The organism is Paraburkholderia sp. GAS42, from assembly GCF_050436565.1.
GTDB lineage: Bacteria > Pseudomonadota > Gammaproteobacteria > Burkholderiales > Burkholderiaceae > Paraburkholderia.
This window is the reverse complement of record NZ_JBNDML010000012.1, coordinates 92,373-116,064: the sequence shown is the minus strand read 5'-3', so window position 1 is coordinate 116,064 and position 23,692 is coordinate 92,373. Positions and strand designations below refer to the sequence as shown.

General features: G+C 61.6%; 23 protein-coding genes and 1 other RNA gene. 19 read left to right on the top strand and 5 right to left on the bottom strand.

Features of this window, described 5'->3' with window-relative positions:
* The first annotated feature begins 170 nt into the window (after window positions 1-170).
* From edd to P3T16_RS18945, 4 genes are all read left to right on the top strand, one after another.
* Window positions 171-2,042: a phosphogluconate dehydratase gene (edd, locus tag P3T16_RS18960; protein ID WP_429343425.1), complete on the top strand. Its 1,872-nt coding sequence runs from the start codon at window positions 171-173 to the stop codon at window positions 2,040-2,042.
* A 2-nt stretch (window positions 2,043-2,044) separates the two neighbouring features.
* Window positions 2,045-2,686 (top strand): bifunctional 4-hydroxy-2-oxoglutarate aldolase/2-dehydro-3-deoxy-phosphogluconate aldolase, encoded by a 642-nt coding sequence (eda, locus tag P3T16_RS18955; RefSeq protein WP_429343424.1) that lies wholly within the window; start codon window positions 2,045-2,047, stop codon window positions 2,684-2,686.
* A gap of 348 nt (window positions 2,687-3,034) precedes the next feature.
* The gene (locus P3T16_RS18950) at window positions 3,035-4,396 is read left to right on the top strand and encodes a GntP family permease (RefSeq protein ID WP_429343423.1); all 1,362 of its coding nucleotides are present in this window, start codon (window positions 3,035-3,037) and stop codon (window positions 4,394-4,396) included.
* A 14-nt stretch (window positions 4,397-4,410) separates the two neighbouring features.
* Window positions 4,411-4,905, top strand: coding sequence for a gluconokinase (locus P3T16_RS18945; protein ID WP_429255456.1), 495 nt, complete (start codon window positions 4,411-4,413; stop codon window positions 4,903-4,905).
* Between the two features lie 78 nt (window positions 4,906-4,983).
* Here the strand turns inward: P3T16_RS18945 and purB are convergent, their stop codons facing one another.
* Complete coding sequence (gene purB / locus P3T16_RS18940) at window positions 4,984-6,372, bottom strand: adenylosuccinate lyase (protein WP_429343422.1); 1,389 nt, start codon at window positions 6,370-6,372, stop codon at window positions 4,984-4,986.
* Window positions 6,373-6,554: 182 nt separating this feature from the next.
* On the opposite strand from purB, the gene P3T16_RS18935 reads away from it, so the two are divergent.
* The 6 genes from P3T16_RS18935 to P3T16_RS18910 all read left to right on the top strand — a co-directional run bounded on the left by P3T16_RS18935 (window position 6,555) and on the right by P3T16_RS18910 (window position 12,277).
* Window positions 6,555-7,511, top strand: a complete 957-nt coding sequence (locus P3T16_RS18935) for a LysR family transcriptional regulator (RefSeq protein WP_429343421.1) — start codon at window positions 6,555-6,557, stop codon at window positions 7,509-7,511.
* 146 nt (window positions 7,512-7,657) lie between these two features.
* Window positions 7,658-8,962, top strand: coding sequence for a Glu/Leu/Phe/Val family dehydrogenase (locus tag P3T16_RS18930; protein WP_429255453.1), 1,305 nt, complete (start codon window positions 7,658-7,660; stop codon window positions 8,960-8,962).
* A 204-nt stretch (window positions 8,963-9,166) separates the two neighbouring features.
* Window positions 9,167-10,060 (top strand): glutamate/aspartate ABC transporter substrate-binding protein, encoded by an 894-nt coding sequence (locus tag P3T16_RS18925; RefSeq protein WP_429343420.1) that lies wholly within the window; start codon window positions 9,167-9,169, stop codon window positions 10,058-10,060.
* A 77-nt stretch (window positions 10,061-10,137) separates the two neighbouring features.
* On the top strand, window positions 10,138-10,878 hold the full coding sequence (locus P3T16_RS18920) for an amino acid ABC transporter permease (protein WP_429343419.1): 741 nt from the start codon (window positions 10,138-10,140) through the stop codon (window positions 10,876-10,878).
* Entirely contained in the window at window positions 10,878-11,555 is a 678-nt protein-coding gene (gene gltK / locus P3T16_RS18915) for a glutamate/aspartate ABC transporter permease GltK (RefSeq protein WP_429343418.1), read from the top strand. Before P3T16_RS18920 ends, gltK begins: the two co-directional genes overlap by 1 nt.
* Entirely contained in the window at window positions 11,552-12,277 is a 726-nt protein-coding gene (locus tag P3T16_RS18910) for an amino acid ABC transporter ATP-binding protein (RefSeq protein ID WP_228874196.1), read from the top strand. Before gltK ends, P3T16_RS18910 begins: the two co-directional genes overlap by 4 nt.
* Before the next feature lie 110 nt (window positions 12,278-12,387).
* Here P3T16_RS18910 and P3T16_RS18905 read toward each other — a convergent pair whose 3' ends face one another.
* Window positions 12,388-13,305, bottom strand: coding sequence for a class II glutamine amidotransferase (locus P3T16_RS18905; RefSeq protein WP_429343485.1), 918 nt, complete (start codon window positions 13,303-13,305; stop codon window positions 12,388-12,390).
* 169 nt (window positions 13,306-13,474) lie between these two features.
* Between P3T16_RS18905 and pyrC the strand changes: the two genes are divergently transcribed.
* The 3 genes from pyrC to rnpB all read left to right on the top strand — a co-directional run bounded on the left by pyrC (window position 13,475) and on the right by rnpB (window position 16,014).
* A complete protein-coding gene (gene pyrC, locus P3T16_RS18900) occupies window positions 13,475-14,536 on the top strand; it encodes a dihydroorotase (protein ID WP_429343417.1) in 1,062 nt (353 codons plus the stop codon).
* Between the two features lie 126 nt (window positions 14,537-14,662).
* Window positions 14,663-15,505, top strand: coding sequence for a DUF3025 domain-containing protein (locus tag P3T16_RS18895; protein WP_429343416.1), 843 nt, complete (start codon window positions 14,663-14,665; stop codon window positions 15,503-15,505).
* 95 nt (window positions 15,506-15,600) lie between these two features.
* Window positions 15,601-16,014, top strand: an RNA gene (gene rnpB / locus P3T16_RS18890) — RNase P RNA component class A.
* A gap of 146 nt (window positions 16,015-16,160) precedes the next feature.
* Here rnpB and P3T16_RS18885 read toward each other — a convergent pair.
* The gene (locus P3T16_RS18885) at window positions 16,161-16,583 is read right to left on the bottom strand and encodes an OsmC family protein (RefSeq protein ID WP_429255445.1); all 423 of its coding nucleotides are present in this window, start codon (window positions 16,581-16,583) and stop codon (window positions 16,161-16,163) included.
* 605 nt (window positions 16,584-17,188) lie between these two features.
* On the opposite strand from P3T16_RS18885, the gene rplM reads away from it, so the two are divergent.
* The 3 genes from rplM to erpA all read left to right on the top strand — a co-directional run bounded on the left by rplM (window position 17,189) and on the right by erpA (window position 18,621).
* The gene (rplM, locus tag P3T16_RS18880; RefSeq protein WP_429255444.1) at window positions 17,189-17,617 is read left to right on the top strand and encodes a 50S ribosomal protein L13; all 429 of its coding nucleotides are present in this window, start codon (window positions 17,189-17,191) and stop codon (window positions 17,615-17,617) included.
* An 11-nt stretch (window positions 17,618-17,628) separates the two neighbouring features.
* The gene (gene rpsI / locus P3T16_RS18875) at window positions 17,629-18,021 is read left to right on the top strand and encodes a 30S ribosomal protein S9 (protein ID WP_429255443.1); all 393 of its coding nucleotides are present in this window, start codon (window positions 17,629-17,631) and stop codon (window positions 18,019-18,021) included.
* Window positions 18,022-18,255: 234 nt separating this feature from the next.
* The gene (gene erpA / locus P3T16_RS18870; protein WP_429343415.1) at window positions 18,256-18,621 is read left to right on the top strand and encodes an iron-sulfur cluster insertion protein ErpA; all 366 of its coding nucleotides are present in this window, start codon (window positions 18,256-18,258) and stop codon (window positions 18,619-18,621) included.
* Window positions 18,622-18,739: 118 nt separating this feature from the next.
* Here erpA and P3T16_RS18865 read toward each other — a convergent pair whose 3' ends face one another.
* Window positions 18,740-19,870: an anhydro-N-acetylmuramic acid kinase gene (locus tag P3T16_RS18865; RefSeq protein ID WP_429343414.1), complete on the bottom strand. Its 1,131-nt coding sequence runs from the start codon at window positions 19,868-19,870 to the stop codon at window positions 18,740-18,742.
* A 190-nt stretch (window positions 19,871-20,060) separates the two neighbouring features.
* Here P3T16_RS18865 and tyrS point away from each other — a divergent pair, with 190 nt between their 5' ends.
* The 3 genes from tyrS (at window position 20,061) to P3T16_RS18850 (ending at window position 22,584) form a co-directional block, all read left to right on the top strand.
* Window positions 20,061-21,308, top strand: a complete 1,248-nt coding sequence (gene tyrS, locus P3T16_RS18860) for a tyrosine--tRNA ligase (RefSeq protein ID WP_429255440.1) — start codon at window positions 20,061-20,063, stop codon at window positions 21,306-21,308.
* Between the two features lie 73 nt (window positions 21,309-21,381).
* On the top strand, window positions 21,382-21,840 hold the full coding sequence (dtd, locus tag P3T16_RS18855) for a D-aminoacyl-tRNA deacylase (RefSeq protein ID WP_429255439.1): 459 nt from the start codon (window positions 21,382-21,384) through the stop codon (window positions 21,838-21,840).
* An 84-nt stretch (window positions 21,841-21,924) separates the two neighbouring features.
* The gene (locus P3T16_RS18850; protein ID WP_429343413.1) at window positions 21,925-22,584 is read left to right on the top strand and encodes a histidine phosphatase family protein; all 660 of its coding nucleotides are present in this window, start codon (window positions 21,925-21,927) and stop codon (window positions 22,582-22,584) included.
* A gap of 143 nt (window positions 22,585-22,727) precedes the next feature.
* Here the strand turns inward: P3T16_RS18850 and P3T16_RS18845 are convergent, their stop codons facing one another.
* The gene (locus tag P3T16_RS18845) at window positions 22,728-23,660 is read right to left on the bottom strand and encodes an oxygenase MpaB family protein (protein ID WP_429343412.1); all 933 of its coding nucleotides are present in this window, start codon (window positions 23,658-23,660) and stop codon (window positions 22,728-22,730) included.
* Between the last annotated feature and the right edge of the window lie 32 nt (window positions 23,661-23,692).

Below are 23,692 nucleotides of genomic sequence, written 5' to 3'. Positions count from 1 at the left end.
AAAGGCTCTCAGGCCGATCTGGGTACCCTGTGATGTCAGGTGGCAGAACGTTGCGGTGATGTAGTTTTTCTACTAACATCGCATTGTCGGCTGCGAAAGCCGTCCCCCGCGTTTATCAAATCTGGCGCCGTGTGCGCGTGTCCCGCCCAGCCAGCGACGAAGGAGCTTCGATGGTTTCCCCGCATCCGCAATTGACGAAGGTCACGCAGCGCGTGATCGACCGCAGCAGGCCCAGCCGTGACGCCTATCTGGCGCGCATCGACCACGCGCAGGGCAAGTTTCCGGCGCGCGGCGCGCTGTCGTGCGCGAACCTCGCTCACGGCTTCGCTGGCCTTGAAGGTAACGAGAAACTTGCTATCAAGACGATCCGCGAGCCGAACATCGGCATCGTGTCTTCGTACAACGAGATGCTGTCGGCGCACGCGCCGTACAGGAATTTCCCCGACATCATCAAGGCGGCCGCGCGCGAAAACGGCGGCGTCGCGCAATTTGCGGGCGGTGTGCCGGCCATGTGCGATGGCGTGACGCAAGGTAACGCGGGCATGGAGCTGTCGCTGTTTTCGCGCGAAGTGATCGCAATGAGCACGGCCGTCGCGCTCACGCACAACATGTTCGACGCGGCGCTGTGTCTTGGCGTGTGCGACAAGATCGTGCCGGGCCTGTTGATCGGTGCACTCCAGTTCGGCCATCTGCCGACGATCTTCGTGCCGGCCGGCCCGATGACAAGTGGGCTGTCGAACGACGACAAGGCGAAGATCCGCCAGCGGTTCGCGTGCGGCGAAGTGGGCCGCGACGCGCTGCTCGAAGCCGAAGCCGCTGCGTATCACGGCCACGGCACCTGCACGTTCTACGGCACAGCCAACAGCAACCAGATGCTGATGGAAGTGATGGGCCTGCATCTGCCGGGTTCAGCGTTCGTGCATCCGCACACGCCGCTGCGCGACGCGCTCACCGCGCAGGCCGCGCGCCGCGTGCTCGACCTGACGGCCGAGCGCGGCAACTACACGCCGATCGGCCATGTGATCGATGAGAAGGCGATCGTCAACGGCATCGTCGGTCTGCTGGCAACGGGCGGTTCGACGAACCACACGCTGCATCTGGTCGCAATCGCGCGTGCCGCTGGCATCGTGATCGACTGGGACGACTTCGACACACTGTCGCAGGCGGTGCCGCTCCTCGCGAAGGTCTACCCGAACGGCAAGGCCGACGTGAACCACTATCACGCGGCCGGCGGTATGGCGTTCCTGATCCGCAATCTGCTCGAAGGCGGCTTGCTGCATGAAGACGTGAACACGGTGGCGGGCCGCGGCCTGTCGCACTACACCGAAGAGCCGAAGCTGATCGACGGCAAGCTGATGTGGGGGCCGGGCGCTGTGGATAGCCTCGACACAAAGGTGCTGCGTAGCATCAAGGAACCGTTCCAGCCGGACGGCGGCCTGCGTCTGATGCAAGGCAAGCTCGGTCGCGGCGTCATCAAGATTTCCGCGGTTGCAGCGCAGCATCGCAAGGTGAAGGCCCCGGCAATCGTGTTCGATTCGCAGGAAGCCGTGCAGGAAGCGTTCGACCGGGGTGAACTGAAACGCGACTTCGTTGCCGTCGTGCGCTTCCAGGGCGCGCGGGCAAACGGCATGCCCGAACTGCATCGTTTGACGCCACTGCTCGGCGTGTTGCAGGATCAGGGTTTCCACGTCGCGCTCGTTACCGATGGACGGATGTCCGGTGCGTCGGGCAAGGTGCCGGCCGTCATTCACATTTCGCCGGAAGCGCTGCTGCAAGGGCCGATCGGCAAGGTGCAGACGGGCGACACAATCGTCATCGACGCGGAAGCGGGTCTGCTCGACATCGAGATCGACGCAGCGGAATGGGCCGCGCGCGCGGTCGCGCAGCCGGCGCATCAGGCGGAAAACGAAGTCGGCTTTGGCCGCGAACTGTTCGGCGTCTTCCGTGCTTCGGCGGCGCCGGCGGAACACGGCGCATCGGTGTTCGGTCCGATGGTCGGCGAACTTCATTTCAGTCACGAGTTGCAGAAACAGGGAGTCTGAACATGACGCAAAAGACAGTTAGCGAAATCGTCCGCCTTGGCCCGGTCATTCCGGTTCTGGCCTTCGACTCGGTCGAACAGGGCGAGAACGTATCGCGTGCGCTGCACGCGGGCGGCGTCAAGGTGCTCGAGATCACGCTGCGTACGGAAGCCGGCCTGAAGGCAATCGAGCGCGCGAGCCAGCTTGCTGAGGACATCGTCGTCGGCGTCGGCACGATTACGCGGCCGGCGCAGTGCGCGCAGGCGAAGAAAGCGGGCGCGACGTTCGGCGTGTCGCCGGGTCTGACGAAAGAGATGCACCAGGCCGCGCAGGATGCCGGTCTGCCGCTGCTGCCGGGCGTGATGACGCCGACCGACATCATCGTCGCGCTCGAACTCGGCTATGAGATCGTCAAGTTCTTCCCGGCACAGCAGGCCGGTGGCGTGCCGATGCTGCAGGCGTTCAGCGGCCCGTTCCCCACGCTGAAGTTCTGCCCGACGGGTGGCATCACCGCGGAAACCGCGACGCATTTCCTGTCGCTGCCGAACGTGGTCTGCGTGGGCGGTTCGTGGCTTACGCCGAAGTCGGCGCTGGCTGCGCAGAACTGGGACGAAGTCACGCGCCTTGCACGTGCAGCAAGCCAGCTGGCAGCGCCTGCGCATTGAGTTGATGGGCGGGCGGCGTGCCGCGCGGCGCGTGCCGGTCTGATATCGCGCCGCTCGCCGCAGCGCACCATCGCGCGCCGTGATGACCCATACGCCATACGCGAACGCGGGTTTTACTGAAGAAAGCCTCGCTAGTCGACCTCACGGCCGCATCAGCGAGGCTTCTTTATTGCGTCAGGATCTCCTGTCGCGCGCGTCATCTACTACAGTCCATTACACACAACCTCAACTGACAGTAGAATTCAGCGTCCGCGCGGACCGTCGGCTCGACCGGCGCCGTGTCCGGCTAACCACCCGGGTGCCAGCGGCATGATGCATCCATTCGAATAAACAACAGGGAGGAGCTTCATGGAAGCTGTCCACGGCAGCACGCTGCTGATTTACGCGCTGATCGCCATCGCGGCGCTGATCCTGATGATCACGCGCTTCAAGGTCTATCCGTTTCTCGTCCTGATCATCGTTTCGTTGCTGCTTGGCCTCGCAGTCGGCATGCCGATGAGCACGATCGTCAAGTCGTTCGAAACCGGCAACGGCAATACGCTCGGGCACATCGCGATCGTCGTTGGCCTCGGTACGATGCTCGGCAAGATGATGGCGGAGTCGGGCGGCGCCGAACGCATCGCAACCACGTTGATCGATAAATTCGGCGAGAAGAACATTCACTGGGCGATGATGTTCGTCGCGATTATCGTCGGCTTACCGGTGTTCTTCGAAGTCGGCTTCGTGCTGCTGATTCCGATCGCGTTCAACGTCGCAAAGCGCACGGGCAAATCGCTGCTGCTGATCGGCCTGCCGATGGTCGCAGGTCTGTCGGTTGTGCACGGACTGATTCCACCGCATCCGGCTGCGCTCCTCGCCGTGCAGGCGTATCACGCCGACATCGGCAAGACGATCGCGTACGGCCTGATCGTCGGCGTGCCGACGGCGATTGTCGCGGGTCCGTTGTTTGCGCTGCTGATTCATCGCTACGTCAAGCTGCCGGAAAACAATCCACTGGCTGCGCAGTTCATCGAGTCGCATATGGAAGGCGCGAAGCGCGAATTGCCTAGCTTCGGCACTACGCTTTTCACGATCCTGTTGCCGGTGATCCTGATGCTCGTCGGCAGTTGGGCCGATCTGGTATTTGCGCCGAAGACCGTGCCGAACGACCTTCTGAGATTCATCGGTACGTCGGATGTCGCGCTGCTGATTGCGGTACTGGTCAGCTTCTGGACCTTCGGCGCGCGACGCGGCTTCAATCGTGAACAGATCCAGAAGTTCTGCGGCGACTGTCTGGCGCCGATCGCGGGCATCACGCTGATCGTCGGCGCGGGCGGTGGCTTCGGCCGCGTGCTGATGGACAGCGGCATCTCGAAGGAGATCGTCGCGACGGCGACTGCGGCGCATCTGTCGCCGCTGCTGTTCGGCTGGTTCGTCGCGGCGTTGATCCGTCTCGCGACGGGTTCGGCGACGGTTGCGATGACAACCGCTTGCGGCATCGTCGCGCCGATCGCGGCGGCGTCCGGCGTGCAGGTGAAGCCGGAACTGCTCGTGCTCGCGACCGGTTCGGGTTCGCTGATTTTTTCGCACGTGAACGACGGCGGTTTCTGGCTGATCAAGGAATATTTCGGCATGACGGTGGGCCAGACGTTCAAGACGTGGTCGCTGTGCGAAACCATCATCTCGGTGATGGGTCTCGGTTTGACGTTCGCGCTGGCGGCAGTACTGTAAGAAAGGAGTTTTTGATGATTCTGATCGCGATGGGTGTATCGGGCGCCGGCAAGACGCGGATCGGCGAGATGCTCGCCGAACGCCTGCACTGCGACTTCACGGACGGCGACGCGTTTCACAGCGAAGCCAACAAGGAGAAGATGCATCACGGCATCCCGTTGACCGACGAAGACCGCTGGCCGTGGCTGCGCACAATTCGCGCGGCGATCGAAAAGGAGCAGCGCGCGGGTATCGACGCGGTGTTCACGTGTTCGTCATTGAAGCGCTCGTATCGCGACATCTTGCGCGACGGTGACAAGGACGTGTGTTTCGTTTACCTGAAGGGCTCGCGGGAAGTGCTCGAGGAGCGCTTGCAGACGCGTACCGGGCACTTCTTCGATCCGTCGCTGCTGCAGAGCCAGCTTGATACGCTCGAGGAGCCGGGCGCGGAGGAGGCGATTACGGTGAGCATCGAACTGACGCCGGAACAGATCGTCGATGAGGTGTTGAAGCAGGTGAAGGCGCGTTGAGGTTTGAGGCGCGCTGGATGTGAAAAAGGCGCTCCCTGGAGCGCCTTTTTTTGTGCCGCAGTGACCTGAAAAGCGACCTTACCTGATCCGCTTCGCCAGCTCGACCGCCTTGCCGACATACGAAGCAGGCGTCATCGCCAGCAACCGTTCCTTCGCATCGGCCGGAATCGCGAGACCACCGATAAACGTCTGCAGCCCTTCACGCGTGATGCCCTTGCCACGCGTCAGTTCCTTCAACTGCTCATACGGGTTCTCGATGCCATAACGGCGCATCACGGTCTGCACCGGCTCGGCCAGCACTTCCCAGCAGTTGTCGAGGTCTTCGTTCAGACGCACTGCGTTCACTTCGAGCTTGTCGAGACCGCGAATCAGCGAGTCATACGCGAGCAGCGAGTAACCGAACGCGACGCCGATATTGCGCAACACCGTCGAGTCGGTCAGGTCACGTTGCCAGCGCGAAACCGGCAGCTTGTCTGCCAGGTGGCGCAGCGTGGCGTTGGCCAGACCAAGGTTGCCTTCCGAGTTTTCGAAGTCGATCGGATTGACCTTGTGCGGCATCGTCGACGAACCGATTTCGCCGGCCTTCGTGCGTTGCTTGAAGTAGCCAACCGAGATGTAGCCCCACACATCGCGATCGAGGTCGAGCAGGATGATGTTCGCGCGCGACACCGCGTCGAACAGTTCAGCCATGTAGTCGTGCGGTTCGATCTGGATCGTGTACGGATTGAACGTGAGCTTCAGACGCTGCTCGACGACTTCACGCGAAAACGCTTCCCAGTCGAATTCCGGATACGCCGACAGATGCGCATTGAAGTTGCCGACCGCGCCATTCATCTTGCCGAGCAGTTCGACTTTCGCGACGCGCTCGATCGCGCGTTCCAGACGCGCGGCAACGTTGGCGATTTCCTTGCCGAGCGTCGTCGGGCTGGCGGGCTGGCCGTGCGTGCGCGACAGCATCGGCTGTCCGGCCTGCGCGTGCGCCAGCGCAACGAGGCGTTGATGCACCGAACGCAGCGCCGGCAGGATCACGTGTTCACGCGCACCGGCAAGCATCAGGCCGTGCGACGTGTTGTTGATGTCTTCCGACGTACACGCGAAGTGGATGAACTCGCTCGCGCGCTCCAGCTCCGGCTGACCCTTCACCGATTCCTTCAGCCAGTATTCGACGGCTTTCACGTCGTGATTCGTCACGCGCTCGATTTCCTTGATGCGCGCGGCGTCGTGCGCGGTGAAGTGCTCGACGAGTTGCAGCAGGAACTGCTCTGACGCGTCGGAGAAGCGCGGCACTTCAGCGAAACCGGCGCGCGAGAGCGCGATCAGCCAGTGAATTTCGACCATCACGCGATGACGCATGAACGCGGCTTCCGAAAGCCAGTCGCGCAGGGCTTCGGTTTTCGCGGCGTAGCGGCCGTCGAGCGGAGAGAGGGCGGTCAGCGCGAAGAGGGTATCGGGACGGGTATCGGACATGATGGAGGCGGGGACGGAAGGTGAGGATCAGAAACCGGAAGAACCCGGAATTTTACCACTGGCGGCCGCACCGGCCCGCAGACCCCCTGCGCACGCTGCTGCGCGCCATGGACTGGCGCATCCACGGCCCCGCGCCGCTAGAATGCTGACTTCTCCTTTTGCTGCGTAACGACAGGGTTCGCATGGAACTGAAATGGCTCGAAGACTTCGTTTCGCTCGCGGAAACCCGCAGTTTCAGCCGCTCGGCTGAACTGCGGCACGTCACGCAGCCCGCCTTCTCGCGCCGGATCCAGGCGCTTGAAGCGTGGCTCGGCACAGAACTGATCGACCGTTCGGTTTACCCGACGCGTCTCACGTCCGCGGGCCAGGTGTTTTACGAGCAGGCGCTCGCGATGCTCTCGCAGTTTCACGAAGCGCGCACGCTGCTGCGCGGCCACACGGCGACACCCGCCGCGACGATCGAATTCGCCGTACCGCACACGTTGTCGCTTACGTATTTTCCGCGCTGGCTGCAGCGCATCGAGGCGCAGCTGGGCCCGATCCACACGCGTCTGCGCGCGCTGAACGTGCATGACGCGGTGCTTTCGCTCGTCGAGGGCGGCTGCGATCTGGTGATGGGTTATCACCATCCAAGCCATCCGGTCGCGCTCGATCCCGCGCGTTACGACATGCTCATACTGGGCGTCGAGGAGATCAGCCCGTACTCGGCGCCAGGCCGCGCCGGACGGCCGCGTCACACGTTGCCGGGCACGCCCGAAGCACCCGCGCCCTATCTCTCGTACACACCCAACGCTTACCTTGGTCGCATGACGGAAGTGATCGTCGCCAATGCGCCCGCGCGTCTGTATCTGGATCGTGTGTATGAGACGGACATGGCCGAAGGGTTGAAAGCAATGGCGCTCGCCGGACATGGTCTGGCCTTCCTGCCGCATAGCGCCGTCGAAGATGCCGTCGCAGAAGGCCATCTGATCCGCCTCGATCGCGCGTCGCGTGGCGTCGTGCAAGGACAGTTCTCGCTGACGATGGAGATCCGTCTCTATCGCGACAAGCTCGCGGCGCAAGGCGACGATCCGCGTCAGGTACTGGTGCGTCAGCTATGGGATGTGGTGACTGCCGAGCTGGCCCACGACACGGCATGACACGGCCGATATCTACACGAAATGCGACAGTCTTTTTCAGATTTTTGACGTTATGCAAGAAAAACATAACGCAATGATCAAACGGCATTGGATTTCGGGACGCCCTTTTTCGACAATGGCGTCATTCGATCAACGCCGGAGCGTTCATGTCATCGCAAGCGCAGTCCGCATCAACCTTGCAGCATATCCCGTCCTACCTTCACAGCGACGACCTCGGCCCCTGGGGCAACTATCTTCGTCAGGTCGATCGCGTCGCGCCTTACCTCGGTTCCCTGTCACGCTGGCTCGAAACGCTGAAGCGCCCGAAGCGCATTCTGATCGTCGATGTGCCTATCGAACTCGATAACGGTACGGTCGCGCACTTCGAAGGCTATCGCGTGCAGCACAACGTGTCGCGTGGTCCGGGCAAGGGCGGCGTGCGTTATCACCAGGACGTAACGCTCTCGGAAGTGATGGCGCTGTCGGCATGGATGTCGGTCAAGAATGCGGCCGTCAACGTGCCGTACGGCGGCGCGAAAGGGGGTATCCGCGTCGATCCGCGCACGCTGTCGCGTGGTGAACTGGAGCGCATAACGCGCCGCTACACGAGCGAAATCGGCATCATCATCGGACCGAATACCGACATCCCCGCGCCGGACGTGAACACGAACGAGCAGATCATGGCGTGGATGATGGACACGTACTCGATGAACCAGGGGCAGACAGCCACTGGCGTCGTGACCGGCAAGCCGATCACGCTCGGCGGTTCGCTCGGCCGTCGTGAAGCGACGGGGCGCGGCGTGTTCGTCGTCGGTTGCGAAGCGGCGCGTCGTATCGGCTTCGACATCGAAGGCGCGCGCATTGCAGTGCAGGGTTTCGGCAACGTCGGCGGCATTGCGGCGCGCCTCTTCCAGGAAGCAGGCGCGAAGATTGTCGCGGTGCAGGATCACACCGGCACGCTGTACAGGTCATCAGGTATCGACGCAGGCGCGCTGCTGGAACACGTCGCGAAGACGGGCGGCGTCGGCGGTTTCCCGGAAGCCGACACCATCGCGAACGAAGACTTCTGGGGGATCGAGTCGGACATCCTCATCCCGGCCGCGCTGGAAAACCAGATCACCGAAAAGAACGCATCGAAGATTCGCACGAAGATCATCGTGGAAGGTGCGAACGGCCCGACCACCACGGCGGCCGATGACATTCTGCATGACAAGGGCATTCTCGTGATTCCCGATGTGGTGGCGAATGCGGGCGGCGTAACAGTGTCATATTTCGAATGGGTGCAGGATTTCTCGAGCTTCTTCTGGACCGAAGACGAGATCAACCAGCGTCTCGAACGTGTGATGCGTGAAGCATTTGCGGCGGTATGGCAGGTGTCGAGCGAACAGAACGTCTCGGTGCGTACGGCTGCGTTTATCGTTGCCTGTAAGCGCATCCTTCAGGCGCGTGAAATGCGCGGACTGTATCCTTGATCACTCAGGTTTAAAACGCGGATTACACTGTGTGATCAGCAATGAACGGGCGGCATCGAATCGATGCCGCCCGCTTTTGCGTCTATGCGATGCGTTTCGGTGTGGGCTTTATGCATCGGACGCAGGCAAACATGGTTAACAACCATTACTTTCAGAATAATTACTTTGCTAAACTGGCGCCGGTACTTGATAGGAGATCACAAAATGAAGGTTAAAAAGGCTGCGCTGCTTCTCGCTACTCTAGGTCTGTTCACCGTTGGCGCGCACGCGCAGGACGCTGGCACGCTGAAGAAAATCAAGGATACGGGCGTGATTTCGCTGGGGCATCGCGAATCGTCGATTCCGTTCTCTTACTATGACGACAAACAGAATGTCGTCGGCTACTCGCAGGAATTCGCGCTGAAGGTCGTGGACGCGGTCAAGCAGAAGCTGAATATGCCGGACCTGAAGGTCAAGCTGACGCCGGTGACGTCGCAAAACCGTATTCCGCTCGTGCAGAACGGCACGATCGATATGGAATGCGGTTCGACCACGAACAATGCTGAGCGCCAGCAACAGGTCGCGTTCTCGAACACGATTTTCGTGATCGGTACGCGTCTGATGACGAAGAAAGATTCGGGTATCAAGGACTGGGCTGACCTGAAGGGCAAGACGGTGGTCACGACCGCCGGTACGACGTCCGAGCGCCTGCTTCGCAAGATGAATCAGGACAAGAGCATGGGCATGAACATCATCAGCGCGAAGGATCACGGCGAGTCGTTCCTGACGCTGTCGACCGGCCGCGCTGTTGCGTTCATGATGGATGACGCGTTGCTCGCAGGCGAGCGCGCGAAGTCGAACACGCCGAACGATTTCGTGATCGTCGCTGCACCGCAATCGCATGAAGCCTACGGCTGCATGCTGCGCAAGAATGATCCGGAGTTCAAGAAGGTCGTCGACGACGCAATCGCGAAGCTCGAAACCTCGGGCGAAGCAGACAAGATCTACAAGAAGTGGTTCGAATCGCCGATTCCGCCGAAGGGCCTGAACCTGGCCTTCCCGGAAAGCGATGATATCAAGGCGCTCTTCAAGAGCCCGAACGACAAGGCAATCGACTAACCGTCGCAGGTCTTCGCGTCAGACGAAACGGAAGGGGCCGCGCGCTTCTTCCGTTTCTTTTTGCTGGAGTCTTCCTCATGTCTTATCACTGGAACTGGGGCATTCTGCTGAGTCCGGTATCGACGGGCGAGCCGACCACCTATTTCGGCTGGCTGCTGTCCGGCTTCTGGGTGACGATCACGGTGTCGCTGTCGGCGTGGGTTATCGCGCTGATCGTTGGGTCGTTCTTCGGCGTGCTGCGCACGGTACCGAACAGATTGCTTGCCGGTATCGGCACGGTGTATGTCGCGATCTTCCGGAATATTCCGCTGATCGTTCAGTTTTTCATCTGGTATCTCGTGATACCGGAACTGCTGCCGGTCTCGATCGGCACGTGGTACAAGCAGTTGCCACCGAGTGCGCAGTTTTTCTCGTCGTCCATTGTGTGTCTCGGGTTGTTCACCTCCGCGCGCGTGTGCGAGCAGGTGCGCTCGGGTATCAACGCACTGCCGCGCGGCCAGAGGGCAGCCGGTCTCGCGATGGGCTTCACGCAATGGCAGACGTATCGCTACGTGCTGCTACCGGTTGCGTACCGGATCATCGTGCCGCCGATCACGTCGGAGTTTCTGAACATCTTCAAGAACTCGGCGGTTGCGTCGACGATCGGTCTGCTTGATCTGTCGGCTCAGGCGCGCCAGCTTGTCGATTACACGGCGCAGACGTACGAGTCGTTCATTGCGGTGACGCTCGCGTACGTGCTGATCAACCTTGTTGTCATGCAGCTGATGCACGTTATCGAGCACAGAACGCGGCTGCCCGGCTACATCGGAGGCAAGTGATGCATCATTTCGACTGGAGTGGTATTGCGGGCACACTGCCTACGTTGTGGACCGGCGCGATTATCACGTTCAAGATCACGCTGATCGCGATCGTCATCGGTATTGTGTGGGGCACCGTGCTCGCGATGATGCGGCTGTCGTCGTTCAAGCCGTTCGAGTGGTTCGCGAAAGGCTACGTCACCGTGTTCCGCTCGATCCCGCTCGTGATGGTTCTGCTGTGGTTCTTCCTGATCGTGCCGCAGGTACTGCAGAACGTGCTTGGGCTGTCGGCGGATATCGATATCCGTCTGGCGTCGGCGATGGTCGCGTTCTCGCTTTTTGAAGCGGCATACTATTCGGAGATTATCCGCGCCGGGATTCAGGCGGTGGCGCGCGGGCAGATCAATGCCGCGTTTGCACTGGGCATGACGTACGGCACGGCGATGCGTCTTATCGTGTTGCCGCAGGCGTTCCGCGCAATGGTGCCGCTGCTGCTGACGCAGGCCATCGTGCTCTTCCAGGATACGTCGCTCGTCTACGTGATCAGCCTCGCGGATTTCTTCCGTACGGCAACGAATATTGGCGATCGTGATGGCACCAACGTCGAGATGGTACTGTTCGCCGGCGCATGCTATTTCGTGATTTGCGTGCTCGCGTCGAGCCTTGTCAAAGGTCTTCAGAAAAAGGTCGCAAGATGATCTCTATCAAGAATGTTTCGAAGTGGTACGGCCAGTTTCAGGTGCTGACCGACTGCACGACGGAAGTGAAAAAAGGCGAAGTGGTTGTCGTGTGCGGCCCGTCGGGTTCGGGCAAATCGACACTCATCAAGACGGTGAATGGCCTGGAGCCATTCCAGAAGGGTGAGATCGTCATCAACGGCCAGTCGCTCGGCGACAAGAAGACGAACCTGTCGAAGCTGCGTGCGAAGGTCGGCATGGTGTTCCAGCACTTCGAACTGTTCCCGCATCTGTCGATCACGGAAAACCTGACGCTCGCGCAGATCAAGGTGCTCGGCCGCTCGAAAGACGAAGCGAATGCGAAGGGTCTGAAGCTGCTGGATCGCGTCGGCCTGCGCGCACATGCGGATAAATATCCGGGGCAGCTTTCCGGCGGTCAGCAGCAGCGTGTGGCGATTGCGCGCGCGCTCTCGATGGATCCGATCGCGATGCTGTTCGACGAGCCCACTTCGGCGCTCGATCCGGAGATGATCAACGAAGTGCTCGACGTGATGGTCGAACTCGCGCAGGAAGGCATGACGATGATGTGCGTCACGCACGAAATGGGCTTTGCGAAAAAGGTCGCGCACCGCGTGATCTTCATGGACCGTGGCCTGATCGTCGAAGACGACCGCAAGGAAGAATTCTTCGCGAATCCGAAGTCGGATCGCGCGAAGGATTTTCTGGCGAAGATTCTTCACTGACGTTGTCGGCGCCGAGTGTTCACGGTGCAAAAAAAGCCGCTTCGAAAGAAGCGGCTTTTTTATTTGACCTGACCTGGCGCGTGGTGACAGCGAATAAGCGTGGGAACGAGTCAGGATTCGAACGCGGCGGTGTCGTCGGATTCGAGATCGAGCGTGACGGGCGTCTCTTCACGGACGACCGGCGTCGGCGCGGATGCCGAACGGTCGCTCTCTGGATTGCGCAGCTTTTCGAGCACGGCCGGCGGCACCGGCACATTCGCGCGGCCGATCACGTCGCCATGCTGGAACATCAGCAGGTCGCCCGGTTCGAACGCGGTCCACACTTCGTTATCGGTGAGCGGCTGCGTGGCGATCACAGCGACGCGGTCTTCCGGCGTCGTGTACTTCGCGAAGTCGATCGACACGTCGGCGTCGACCAGATGCGCGGTCGAGAACGGCCAGCGTCGCACGAGGTAGTAGAGGCGCGTCGAGCAGTGCGCGAACAGCGCCTGTCCGTTCGACATCAGGAAATTGAACACGCCGAACTGCGTGATCTCGCGCGTCAGTTTTTCGAGCGCGGGGAACAGTTCATCGGGCCCCGGCTGCGCACCCGGAAATTCCTTGCGCAGGCCCTGCAGCAGTGCGCAGAACGCGAGTTCGCTATCGGTGGTGCCGACCGGCTGATAGACGCCCGTCAGAAACGGTTGATAGTCCTGCAGATCGCCGTTATGCGCGAAGATCCAGTGACGCCCCCACAGTTCACGCATGAACGGATGGCAGTTTTCGAGCTGGATATGACCTTGCGTCGCTTTGCGAATGTGCGCGATCGTGTTTTTCGACTTGATCGGGTAACGCTTGACCATCTCCGCGATCGGCGAGGTGGCCGATGACTGATGGTCGATGAACAGGCGGCAGGCTTTGTCTTCGAAGAAGGCGATACCCCAGCCGTCGGCGTGGTGATCCGTGACGCCGCCGCGCGCCGCAAAGCCGGTGAACGAGAACGTGACGTCCGTTGGCGCGGCGCAGTTCATTCCGAGTAATTGGCACATATTGCGGGGCCGGTGCGTGTGAACGGGGCGACCCGTTACAATGATGATTTCCAAGCATATCACCGAGCCAGAAGCGGCAAATAGTGAAATTGACGGGTGTTCAGGCCGCAATGTTGCGGTTTGCCGACGTCGATTGAACCGTTTCGCGACGCTCGTCACTTCTTTCGCCATGACTGCTTCCAACGTTTCCCACGATTCCCTGACGATCGCCCGCCCGGACGACTGGCACCTTCACGTGCGCGACGGCGCGATGCTCGCGGCCGTGCTGCCGCACACCGCGCGCCAGTTCGGCCGCGCGATCATCATGCCGAACCTGAAGCCGCCGGTTACGACGACGGAGCAGGCGCGGGCGTATCGCGAGCGGATCGTGGCCGCAATTCCGGCAGGCGTGAAATTCGAGCCGCTGATGACGCTGTATCTCACCGACAACACGCCGCCCGACGAAATCCGCCGCGCGCGCGAAAGCGGCTTCGTGCATGGCGTGAAACTGTATCCGGCGGGTGCGACGACGAACTCGGACGCGGGCGTCACTGACATCATGAAGTGCGCGAAGACGCTGGAAGTGATGCAGGAAACGGGCGTGCCGCTGCTGGTGCACGGCGAGGTGACGGATTCGTCGATCGATCTGTTCGATCGCGAGAAGGTGTTCATCGACCGCGTGATGACGCCGCTGCGTCGCGAATTTCCGGCGCTGAAAGTGGTGTTCGAACACATCACGACGAAAGATGCCGTCGACTACATCCACGAAGCCGGCGCTGCGCCCGAACTGCTCGGCGCGACGATCACGGCGCACCATCTGCTGTACAACCGCAACGCGATTTTCCAGGGCGGTATCCGTCCGCATTACTACTGTCTGCCGGTGCTCAAGCGCGAAACGCATCGCGTCGCGCTCGTCGGGGCCGCGACGTCGGGCAATCCGCGCTTCTTCCTCGGCACGGATAGCGCGCCGCATCCGAAGGGGTTGAAGGAGCACGCGTGTGGTTGCGCAGGCTGCTACACGGCGCTGCACGCGCTGGAACTGTACGCGGAGGCGTTCGATAACGCGGGCGCGCTCGACAGGCTGGAAGCTTTTGCGAGCTTCTTCGGCGCGGACTTTTACGGTCTGCCGAGAAGTGCCGAAACGGTGACGCTGCATCGCGAGCGGTGGACGCTGCCCGCTGAAATCGCGGTTGGCGACACGCCGGTTGTGCCGCTGCGCGGTGGCGAGGCGATTGGCTGGCGCCTCGCCTGAGGTTGGGGTCTGGCGATGGCGATCGCGACGTCGGGGGAGTTGCCGGTGGGTGCGGACGAGCGCAGGTCAGACGCAACGCGCGACGACGCTGTGGCGCGTTCTGCCCCAGTTGCGTCGCCCGGCGCTATGTCTGACGCCATCTCCGGTCACCCTCCAAAACCGCAGCCATCGTTCGTGCAGATTGACTGGACCGCACCCTGGTTTGCGCAGTTCGCCGCTCGCGGAGCGCGCTGGCAACAGGCGGCGCTCGCGAGCGAAGCTGCATTGCTCGTCGAAATGAACGCGGACGCGCGGCGCTCAGGCCAGACGACCGGTCGCGGCCAGCCGCTCGCCTTTATCGCACAGGACGACCTGCCGGCCGGCTCGGCTTACGAAGCGCATATCGCATCGACCGGCTGTGTGCCGACCCGCCACAATCTCCACGATTTTTTCAACGCGCTCGTCTGGTTCCAGTTTCCGCGGATCAAGGCGGCGTTGAACGCGCGCCAGTCGGCGGCGATCGACGCGCTCGGCGTCGGCCCCACCCGCGGCGGCACGCGCGACGCGCTCACGCTCTTCGACGAGAACGCCGTGCTGTTTGCGTGTGCCGATCCATCGTTGAGCGCGGCACTGCGTGCATTCGACTGGCAGACGCTGTTCGTTGGCAGTCGCGCGGTATGGGGCTCACAATGCGAAGTGCGATGTTTCGGCCACGCGTTGCTGGAAAAGCTGATCACGCCGTTTAAGGCATGTACGGCGCATGCGTGGATCGTCGACGTGCCGACCGGGTATTGCGCGTGGGATGTGGCTGAGCGCGACGCCTGGCTCGATGAAGCGGTCAGCGGTTCGCTGTCGGCGGCTGGTGAGCTCAACGGTCGTGTGTTCGCGCCGCTTCCGGTGCTGGGCATTCCGGGCTGGTGGCCCGCGAACGAAACGTCTTCTTTTTACGACGACACAACAGTATTCCGCTCTGGCCGGCGCGTTCGCTGATTGCTCCGGCAGTCGGACGGGCTCGGGTCCTTGATCGCTCCTTTCTGCGCCTGACAACGGCCTTCCACCGCCGCAATGTTAGAATCGGCACCAGCAAAGCAGGCCAGGCAGTCGCGGCCTCCGCGGTTTCGGCCAACGAGGGCGAGGAAAGTCCGGACTCCACAGGGCAGGGTGATGGCTAACGGCCATCCGTGGTGACACGCGGAACAGGGCAACAGAGAACAGACCGCCGATGGCCCGGCGCAAGCCGGGATCAGGTAAGGGTGAAACGGTGCGGTAAGAGCGCACCGCGGCTGTGGCGACGCAGACCGGCACGGTAACCTCCACCCGGAGCAATTCCAAGTAGGCAGGCGCGCATCTTCGAGATGCAGGATGGGGCCCCCGTCTCGTCTGCGGGTAGGAAGCTTGAGCGCGTCAGCAATGGCGCGCCTAGAGGAATGGCTGCCACGCGCTTCACGCCTTCGGGCGCGGTGCGTGCACAGAATCCGGCTTATCGGCCTGCTTTGCCACCTAAACACAAAAATGCCGGCGTCGAGTGATCGACGCCGGCATTTTTCTTTTGCGACTGTTGCCGCTGACTTGCGCCGCTGACTTGCGCCGCCGACTTGCGCCGCTGACTTGCCGCTGACTTGCCGCTGACTTCGGCGCGCCCGGATCAGCCTGCGACGATGTCGAACGAGTGCGTCAATTCGGCCGTTTTGGCGAGCATGATCGACGCCGAGCAATATTTATCGTGCGACAGGTTAATCGCGCGTTCCACCGTCGCCGGATTCAGGTTCTTCCCCGTCACGGTGAAGTGGAAGTGGATCTTCGTGAAGACCTTCGGGTCTTCGCTGGCGCGCTCGGCTTTCAGCGTGACCGAACAGCCGGCGACTTCCTGACGGCTTTTCTTCAGGATCATCACGACGTCGTATGCCGTGCAGCCGCCGGTGCCGAGCAGGACCATTTCCATCGGACGCGGTGCCAGATTGCGCCCGCCGCCTTCCGGCGCGCCGTCCATCATGACCAGATGACCGCTGCCCGTTTCGGCGGCGAAAGCCATCCCGTCCTGTCCCATCCAGCTTACTTTGCATTCCATGCCTGTGCTCCAGCGTTCCGCTTGAATTCAAGATGGGCATTGTAGCCCCTGGGTTCAAGGTGCGTCCGAGGTAGCCGGGCATCCCCAACGCGGCCGTCAGCCCTTGTCTGTTGCGGAGCAACATGCTTTCCCGGCCCCGGGATTGCCCTGATGGCTTTAGGGGTTTTACTCTAGATTCTGCAAGCGCCCGACGGGTCTGTGAGCTGCTGTAGCGCTGATTTATAAGGGTTTTTGCCTATTCAAGCCGACGATATTGTCGTTTTGCATTATGAAATGTGATTTCACCATGCAAATATTCTTGCGTCGCACAAGGTCGACTCATATAATCCGTTTCATTGGTTGTCGCAGTTCGACAATCTCCGCTGTCTCCTCCACCTCCTCCTTTGGTGGATTAAGCCCGAACCGAGCTGTTCGGGCTTTTTTTCGCCTGTCCTCCTCGCGTTTCGTCGCAATCTTTGACGTGGCGCGGCAATTTCCTTTATAATTCAGGGCTTTTCCGCATATGCCCGCGGGAGAAGAACAGGGAGAGCCTGCACAGCGCCTCGATGCGCGAACACTAAGCAGGAAAAAAACACAGGGCAAAGCATTTTTATTTTGGATCGATCATGAAGACGTTTTCCGCAAAAGCCCATGAGGTGACGCGCGAATGGTACGTGATTGACGCGACGGATAAGGTTCTCGGCCGTGTCGCCAGCGAAGTGGCACGCCGTCTTCGCGGCAAGCACAAGCCTGAGTTCACTCCCCACGTCGACACCGGTGATTTCATCATCGTTATCAACGCCGGCAAGTTGAAAGTCACGGGCAACAAGTCCACGGACAAGAAGTACTACCGCCACTCGGGTTACCCGGGCGGTATCTATGAAACGACGTTCGGCAAGATGCAGGAACGCTTCCCGGGCCGTGCGCTCGAGAAAGCGGTCAAGGGCATGCTGCCGAAGGGCCCGCTCGGCTACGCGATGATCAAGAAGCTGAAGGTCTACGCAGAAGCAACGCATCCGCATTCGGCACAACAGCCGAAAGCGCTCGAGATCTAAGGGGAGCCCACATGATCGGTAACTGGAACTACGGTACGGGCCGCCGCAAGAGCGCCGTTGCACGTGTCTTCATCAAGGCAGGCAAGGGCGACATCATTGTGAACGGCAAGCCCATCGCCGATTACTTCTCGCGCGAAACGTCGCTGATGATCGTGCGTCAGCCGCTGGAACTCACGAACCACGCTGTCACATTCGACATCAAGGTGAACGTTTCGGGTGGCGGTGAAACGGGTCAGGCCGGTGCAGTTCGCCACGGCATTACCCGCGCGCTGATGGACTACGACGCAACGCTGAAGCCGGCTCTGTCGAGCGCAGGTTTCGTGACGCGTGATGCACGTGAAGTCGAACGTAAGAAGGTCGGCTTCCACAAGGCACGCCGCAGGAAGCAATTCTCGAAGCGTTAATCGCTTCGGGTCAGGTTCGTCTTCGGGTGGATCTGTTGCAAAAAAGCCGCTTTCGCTTATGCGTTGGCGGCTTTTTTCATTGGTTTGCGTGCGCGTGCGCATGCATCGAAGCTCGGTTATCCTGATACAAATGTGTCGAATACCCCTACAGGAAGCCCTTGATTTCACAGGGCTTCAGCACGATATTGAGATCAGCCCTACAATAGCGGCTAGAAGCTTTTTTGGAGAGTTCGAATGAACGCAGTCGCCGAGACCCCCGTGACCGAGATGCCCAGCCCCTTCGTCTTTACCGACGCAGCGGCTGACAAGGTCAAGCAGCTGATTGACGAGGAAGGCAACCCGGAGCTGAAACTGCGCGTGTTCGTGCAAGGTGGCGGCTGCTCGGGCTTCCAGTACGGTTTTACGTTTGACGAAGCCATCAACGAAGACGACACCGTGATGAACAAGAGCGGCGTCCAGTTGCTGATCGACTCGATGAGCTACCAGTACCTGGTGGGTGCCGAGATCGACTACAAGGACGACATCAACGGCGCGCAATTCGTGATCAAGAATCCGAACGCGTCGACGACCTGCGGTTGTGGCTCGTCGTTCTCGGTCTGATTATCGATCGATGTAACGTTTCTGCTGTACAAAAACGGGGCTGAAAAGCCCCGTTTTTTATTGCCCTCACCGTTTTCACTTCCAGCGAGTTTTCACCTCCAGCGAGAGGAGAGCGACCTCAACGCGGATAAATCGCCCCGAGCACGCGTTCGCCCGCCGCACCCGTCACGGCCGGCAGGTTGCCCGGCTCGCGTGCGACGCAGCGCATTGCGAGCCATGCGAACGCCAGCGGCTCAACCTGATTCGGCGGCACGCCGAGCGCTTCGGTGGTCATCACCGGCACGCCGCTTACGCCGCTTTCTTCGAGCGCCGTCTGCAGCGCCCTCAGCAGCTCAGGATTGCGCGCGCCGCCGCCGCATACGTACACCGCCTGGCTATCCGACGCGTGCCGTTCGATCTCGCGCGCGATCGTGATCGCGGTAAGGGCGGTGAGCGTCGCCTGCACGTCGGCAGGGCTCACGTCCGCGAAGGGTGCGAGCCTGGCATCCATCCATTCGGCATTGAACAGGTCACGGCCGGTGCTCTTCGGTGGTTGCTGTTCGAAGAACGGCTCGTTGAGCAGCGCGTTGAGCAACGGACGATGCACTTGTCCGCTGGCCGCGAACACGCCGCCCTCGTCGAAAGGCTTGCCGAGATGACGATGCGCCCACTCGTCGAGCAACGCATTGGCAGGTCCGCAATCGAAGCCGCGCACACCGCCGGCAGCGCCGAGAATCGTGATGTTGCTGATGCCGCCGAGGTTGCATACGACGCGCGTCTCGCCCTTCTTGCCGAACACCGTCGCGTGAAACGCCGGCACGAGCGGCGCACCCTGGCCGCCGGCCGCGACATCGCGCGAACGGAAATCGGCGACCACGTCGACGTGCGTCATTTCCGCGAGCAGCGACGGATTGTTGATCTGGCGTGTGTAGCCCTTTTCCGGACGATGCCGCACGGTCTGTCCGTGCACGCCGATTGCGCGGACCTGGCTCACGGAAAGGTTGCCGCATCGCATCAGCTCGTGACAGCAGACCATATAGCGCGCGGCGAGCGCATTCGCGGCCAGCGCCTCGCGCTCGATCTCGTTCTCGCCGGGCTGTTGCAGGGCGAACAATGCATCGCGCAAGCCTTCCGAAAAGCCGACGAACGCCTCGCTCCTGACCACCGGCGGCTTGCCCTTCGTGAACTCGACCGCGACGCCGTCGACGCCGTCCATGCTCGTGCCTGACATCAATCCGATATACACGCCGTCTGCCGTGTCTCGCGCCACGTTCTGCTCCTTCATCCATTTGTTGCGAACTGTTCCAACAGATTAACAGCGCAACGGGCCGCGAGGAAAGGCGCGCGCCCCGGAAAGATCGGCTTCGCGGGGCGAATCACGTAAAATCCGGTGTCCGTCCCGGCGCCGGCCGCCCGCGCCAACTATGGGACAATCTCTCTTTTCGACGTCACCTTTTAGCATGAGCTCCGAGTCCACTTCCAGGCCAACCCCCGCTTTCCCGATCACCGACGAGGTCCGCCATGCGCTCGCCGTCACGAAACGCGGTGTCGACGAACTGCTGATCGAAGACGAGTTCGCGCAAAAGCTCGCGAAGAGCCAGGCCACCGGCGTGCCGCTGCGCATCAAACTGGGCCTCGATCCGACGGCGCCTGACATCCACATCGGCCACACCGTCGTGCTGAACAAGATGCGCCAGTTGCAGGACCTCGGGCACACGGTGATTTTCCTGATCGGCGATTTCACGTCGCTGATCGGCGATCCGTCGGGCCGTAACGCGACGCGTCCGCCGCTCACGCGTGAGCAGATCGAGTCCAACGCCAGGACGTATTTCGATCAGGCCGCGCTCGTGCTCGACCGCGACAAGACCGAAATCCGCTACAACAGCGAATGGTCGATGCCGCTCGGCGCCGACGGCATGATCAAGCTCGCGTCGCGCTATACGGTCGCGCGCATTCTGGAGCGCGAGGATTTCACGAAGCGCTTTCAGGGCGGCGTGCCGATTTCGATCCACGAATTCCTGTATCCGCTGATGCAGGGTTACGACTCGGTCGCGCTGAATGCCGACCTCGAACTGGGTGGTACGGACCAGAAGTTCAACCTGCTCGTGGGCCGTGAACTGCAGAAGCAGTACGGCCAGGAACAGCAGTGCATCCTGACGATGCCGCTGCTTGAAGGCCTCGACGGCGTCGAGAAGATGTCGAAGTCGAAGAACAACTATGTCGGCATCAGCGAGAAGCCAGGCGACATGTTCGGCAAGCTGATGAGCATCTCCGATGTGCTGATGTGGCGTTACTTCGAACTGCTGTCGTTCCGTCCGATGGACGAGATCGCGGGCTTCAAACGCGAGATCGAGGCGGGGCGGAACCCGCGCGATTTCAAGGTGATGCTCGCGCAGGAAATCGTGGCGCGCTTCCATTCGTCCGCCGACGCCGGGCGCGCGCTCGAAGACTTCAATCATCGTGCGAAGGGCGGCGTACCGGACGATATTCCTGCTGTGACGCTCGCGGGCGCGCCGCTCGCAATCGGGCAACTGCTGAAGCAGGCGGGTCTCGTGCCGTCGACGAGTGAGGCGCTGCGCAACATCGAGCAGGGTGGCGTGAAGATCGATGGCACAACAGTCTCCGACAAGGGCCTGAAAATCGAAGCGGGCGAGTTTGTCGTACAGGTCGGCAAGCGCCGGTTTGCGCGCGTGACGTTGACGGCCTGATGGGCCTCATCGACTTGATACACGTGAACGGCGTCATGAGGTCCGCGTCAATCGCTGGATCGGAGCGCTCAGCGTGATCGCGCTGATTCAACGTGTGCGGCGCGCGGACGTGCGCGTCGGCGACCGCATCACGGGCGCGATCGGGGCCGGTCTGCTCGCGCTCGTCTGCGCGGAGCGCGGCGACACCGATGCAGTCGCCGACAAACTGCTTGCGAAGCTGCTGGGCTACCGCGTCTTCAGCGATGCTGCGGGCAAGATGAACCTGTCCGTGCAGAACATCGACGGTGCAGGCGGGGCAGGCGGCCTGCTTATCGTGTCGCAGTTCACGCTCGCCGCGGACACCAACAGCGGCCTGCGCCCGAGTTTCACACCGGCCGCACCGCCCGACGAGGGTCGCCGTCTCTTCGACTATTTCGTCACCGCAGCGCGCGCGAAGCATCCTGTCGTCGAGACCGGCGAGTTCGGCGCCGACATGCAGGTGTCGCTCGTCAATGATGGCCCGGTCACCTTCTGGCTTCAGACGCGTCCCTGAAGACGAAACGCAAAATCGCGCGTCGACGCTTTTTGAGACAATGGTGCTTCTGTATCCGACCCGGCGACCCAGGCGCGCATTTCCATGACCACGCGAGTTCTCTTCATCCGGCACGGCGAGACCGACTGGAACCGCATCAAACGCATCCAGGGGCACATCGACATTCCGCTCTCGACGAGTGGCATCGAACAGGCGCACAAGCTGGCGGAGCGGCTGGCGGGTGAAGCGAAGCAGGGCGCGCGACTGGATGCGATCTATTCGAGCGATCTGACGCGTGCACAACAAACCGCGCAGCCGATCGCCGATGCACTGGGCATGTTGCTCCAGCTACGCGAAGGGTTGCGCGAGCGCTCCTATGGGGCGTTTCAGGGCCACGACAGCGATGAAATCTCCGTGCGTTTCCCGGACGAATATGCGCATTGGCAGACTCGCGACCCGGGCTTCGCACCGCCCGATGGCGAATCGTCGCGAGCGTTTTACCATCGCGTGCTGCACACGATCGAACCAATCGTCGCAGCGCATCCGGATGGCCGGATTGCGTGCGTGGCACACGGTGGCGTGCTCGATTGCGTGTACCGGTTCGCGAACAACTTGCCACTCGATGCGCCTCGCAGCTATGCGCTGCTCAACACGAGCCTCAATCTGGTGGACTTCGATATTGGCGTGGCGACGGTTGTATCGTGGGCCGACGTCCGGCATCTCGGCGGACGCAGCGAGGACGATGGTTTCAGGCGAGTGCTTTAGTTCGGGCGTCGGACGCTTTCGTGCGCTCGCAGCAGCACGTGTCCTGCACAAGCGGGATCACGCGAGGCAATGCTCATCGGCAACCGGCATTTCAGATCTCGCAGCCGTTCCAGCCGGGTTCTGACAGTGCAGTTTGATACTGCTCAGCCATGAGGCGTCGCCACGCGTCGACGGGCGCGTTTCGATACGCCGTTCACCAGCGCCCAACGCATGACGGGCGCGACGACCTTCACGCCTGGCCGCACCAGCGCCCGCCGCACACCGGCAAAGGTGTCGAAGCCGAGCATCGTCTTCGCCCACGGCGGCAACAGGTCGACACCGGCATTCAGCATCAGCGCGCCCGCCGGCCGCATCATGGCGCTTGGCGGGCGCGCATTCATCAGGATCTTCACGACTTCGCGCGTGCGCGAACTGGCTTGCAGTTCTGGCTGCATGGCGATCAGATACGCGTCGATTTCAGCACGTGAGCGCGGGATGCCCGAAGCGCCGAGCATCTCGGCGATGCGCGCCGTTTCAGCAAAGTACTGGTCCTGCGCATCGCCCGGCAAAGCCGGGTTCACGTAGTGCAGATGCGCGGTGAGGAAACTCGACACCTCCGCGACATGCACCCACGTCAGCAACGCGGGATCGCTCGCGCGATAAGGCCGACCATCGGGCGCGAAGCCAGTCACGCCGAGATGGATCTGCTTCACGCGTTCGATCAGCGCCAGCGCGTCGCGTCGATTGCCGTAGGTGGTGCCCGCGACGAACGTCGCGGTGCGACGCAGGCGCCCGAGAATGTCAGTGCGAAACGACGAGTGATCCCACACGCCAGCAAGCGCGAGTGGATGAAGCGCCTGAAGGAGGAGCGCGCTGATGCCACCTGTCATCATCGAGGTGAAGTCGGCATGGATTTTCCAGCAGACTGCATTCGGGCCGAACAGGCCAGGATCTCCCGGCGGCGACGAATAATCGAGCGACGGGCCGCCGCCGCTCGTCAGGTGCGTGACGCTCGCGGCCAGCTTTGAGCGCACACGTTTCGCCATCAGCTGGGCAAAACTGGCGCGGTCGTTCGGCTGGCTGGCTTGGTCTGACATCGCCGGATTACTCCTGCTACCCACTACAACAT

Bases quoted from the DNA above. Each gene is read 5' to 3' on its own strand.
- P3T16_RS18945 (WP_429255456.1), top strand. From the start codon at position 4,411: ATGATTCTGATCGCGATGGGTGTATCGGGCGCCGGCAAGACGCGGATC.
- gltK (WP_429343418.1), top strand. From the start codon at position 10,878: ATGCATCATTTCGACTGGAGTGGTATTGCGGGCACACTGCCTACGTTG.
- P3T16_RS18850 (WP_429343413.1), top strand. From the start codon at position 21,925: ATGACCACGCGAGTTCTCTTCATCCGGCACGGCGAGACCGACTGGAAC.
- P3T16_RS18930 (WP_429255453.1), top strand. From the start codon at position 7,658: ATGTCATCGCAAGCGCAGTCCGCATCAACCTTGCAGCATATCCCGTCC.
- P3T16_RS18895 (WP_429343416.1), top strand. From the start codon at position 14,663: ATGTCTGACGCCATCTCCGGTCACCCTCCAAAACCGCAGCCATCGTTC.
- P3T16_RS18925 (WP_429343420.1), top strand. From the start codon at position 9,167: ATGAAGGTTAAAAAGGCTGCGCTGCTTCTCGCTACTCTAGGTCTGTTC.
- erpA (WP_429343415.1), top strand. From the start codon at position 18,256: ATGAACGCAGTCGCCGAGACCCCCGTGACCGAGATGCCCAGCCCCTTC.
- P3T16_RS18950 (WP_429343423.1), top strand. From the start codon at position 3,035: ATGGAAGCTGTCCACGGCAGCACGCTGCTGATTTACGCGCTGATCGCC.
- P3T16_RS18910 (WP_228874196.1), top strand. From the start codon at position 11,552: ATGATCTCTATCAAGAATGTTTCGAAGTGGTACGGCCAGTTTCAGGTG.
- P3T16_RS18845 (WP_429343412.1), bottom strand. From the start codon at position 23,660: ATGTCAGACCAAGCCAGCCAGCCGAACGACCGCGCCAGTTTTGCCCAG.
- P3T16_RS18905 (WP_429343485.1), bottom strand. From the start codon at position 13,305: ATGTGCCAATTACTCGGAATGAACTGCGCCGCGCCAACGGACGTCACG.
- P3T16_RS18885 (WP_429255445.1), bottom strand. From the start codon at position 16,583: ATGGAATGCAAAGTAAGCTGGATGGGACAGGACGGGATGGCTTTCGCC.
- rplM (WP_429255444.1), top strand. From the start codon at position 17,189: ATGAAGACGTTTTCCGCAAAAGCCCATGAGGTGACGCGCGAATGGTAC.
- P3T16_RS18920 (WP_429343419.1), top strand. From the start codon at position 10,138: ATGTCTTATCACTGGAACTGGGGCATTCTGCTGAGTCCGGTATCGACG.
- pyrC (WP_429343417.1), top strand. From the start codon at position 13,475: ATGACTGCTTCCAACGTTTCCCACGATTCCCTGACGATCGCCCGCCCG.
- edd (WP_429343425.1), top strand. From the start codon at position 171: ATGGTTTCCCCGCATCCGCAATTGACGAAGGTCACGCAGCGCGTGATC.
- tyrS (WP_429255440.1), top strand. From the start codon at position 20,061: ATGAGCTCCGAGTCCACTTCCAGGCCAACCCCCGCTTTCCCGATCACC.
- purB (WP_429343422.1), bottom strand. From the start codon at position 6,372: ATGTCCGATACCCGTCCCGATACCCTCTTCGCGCTGACCGCCCTCTCT.
- rpsI (WP_429255443.1), top strand. From the start codon at position 17,629: ATGATCGGTAACTGGAACTACGGTACGGGCCGCCGCAAGAGCGCCGTT.
- P3T16_RS18935 (WP_429343421.1), top strand. From the start codon at position 6,555: ATGGAACTGAAATGGCTCGAAGACTTCGTTTCGCTCGCGGAAACCCGC.
- eda (WP_429343424.1), top strand. From the start codon at position 2,045: ATGACGCAAAAGACAGTTAGCGAAATCGTCCGCCTTGGCCCGGTCATT.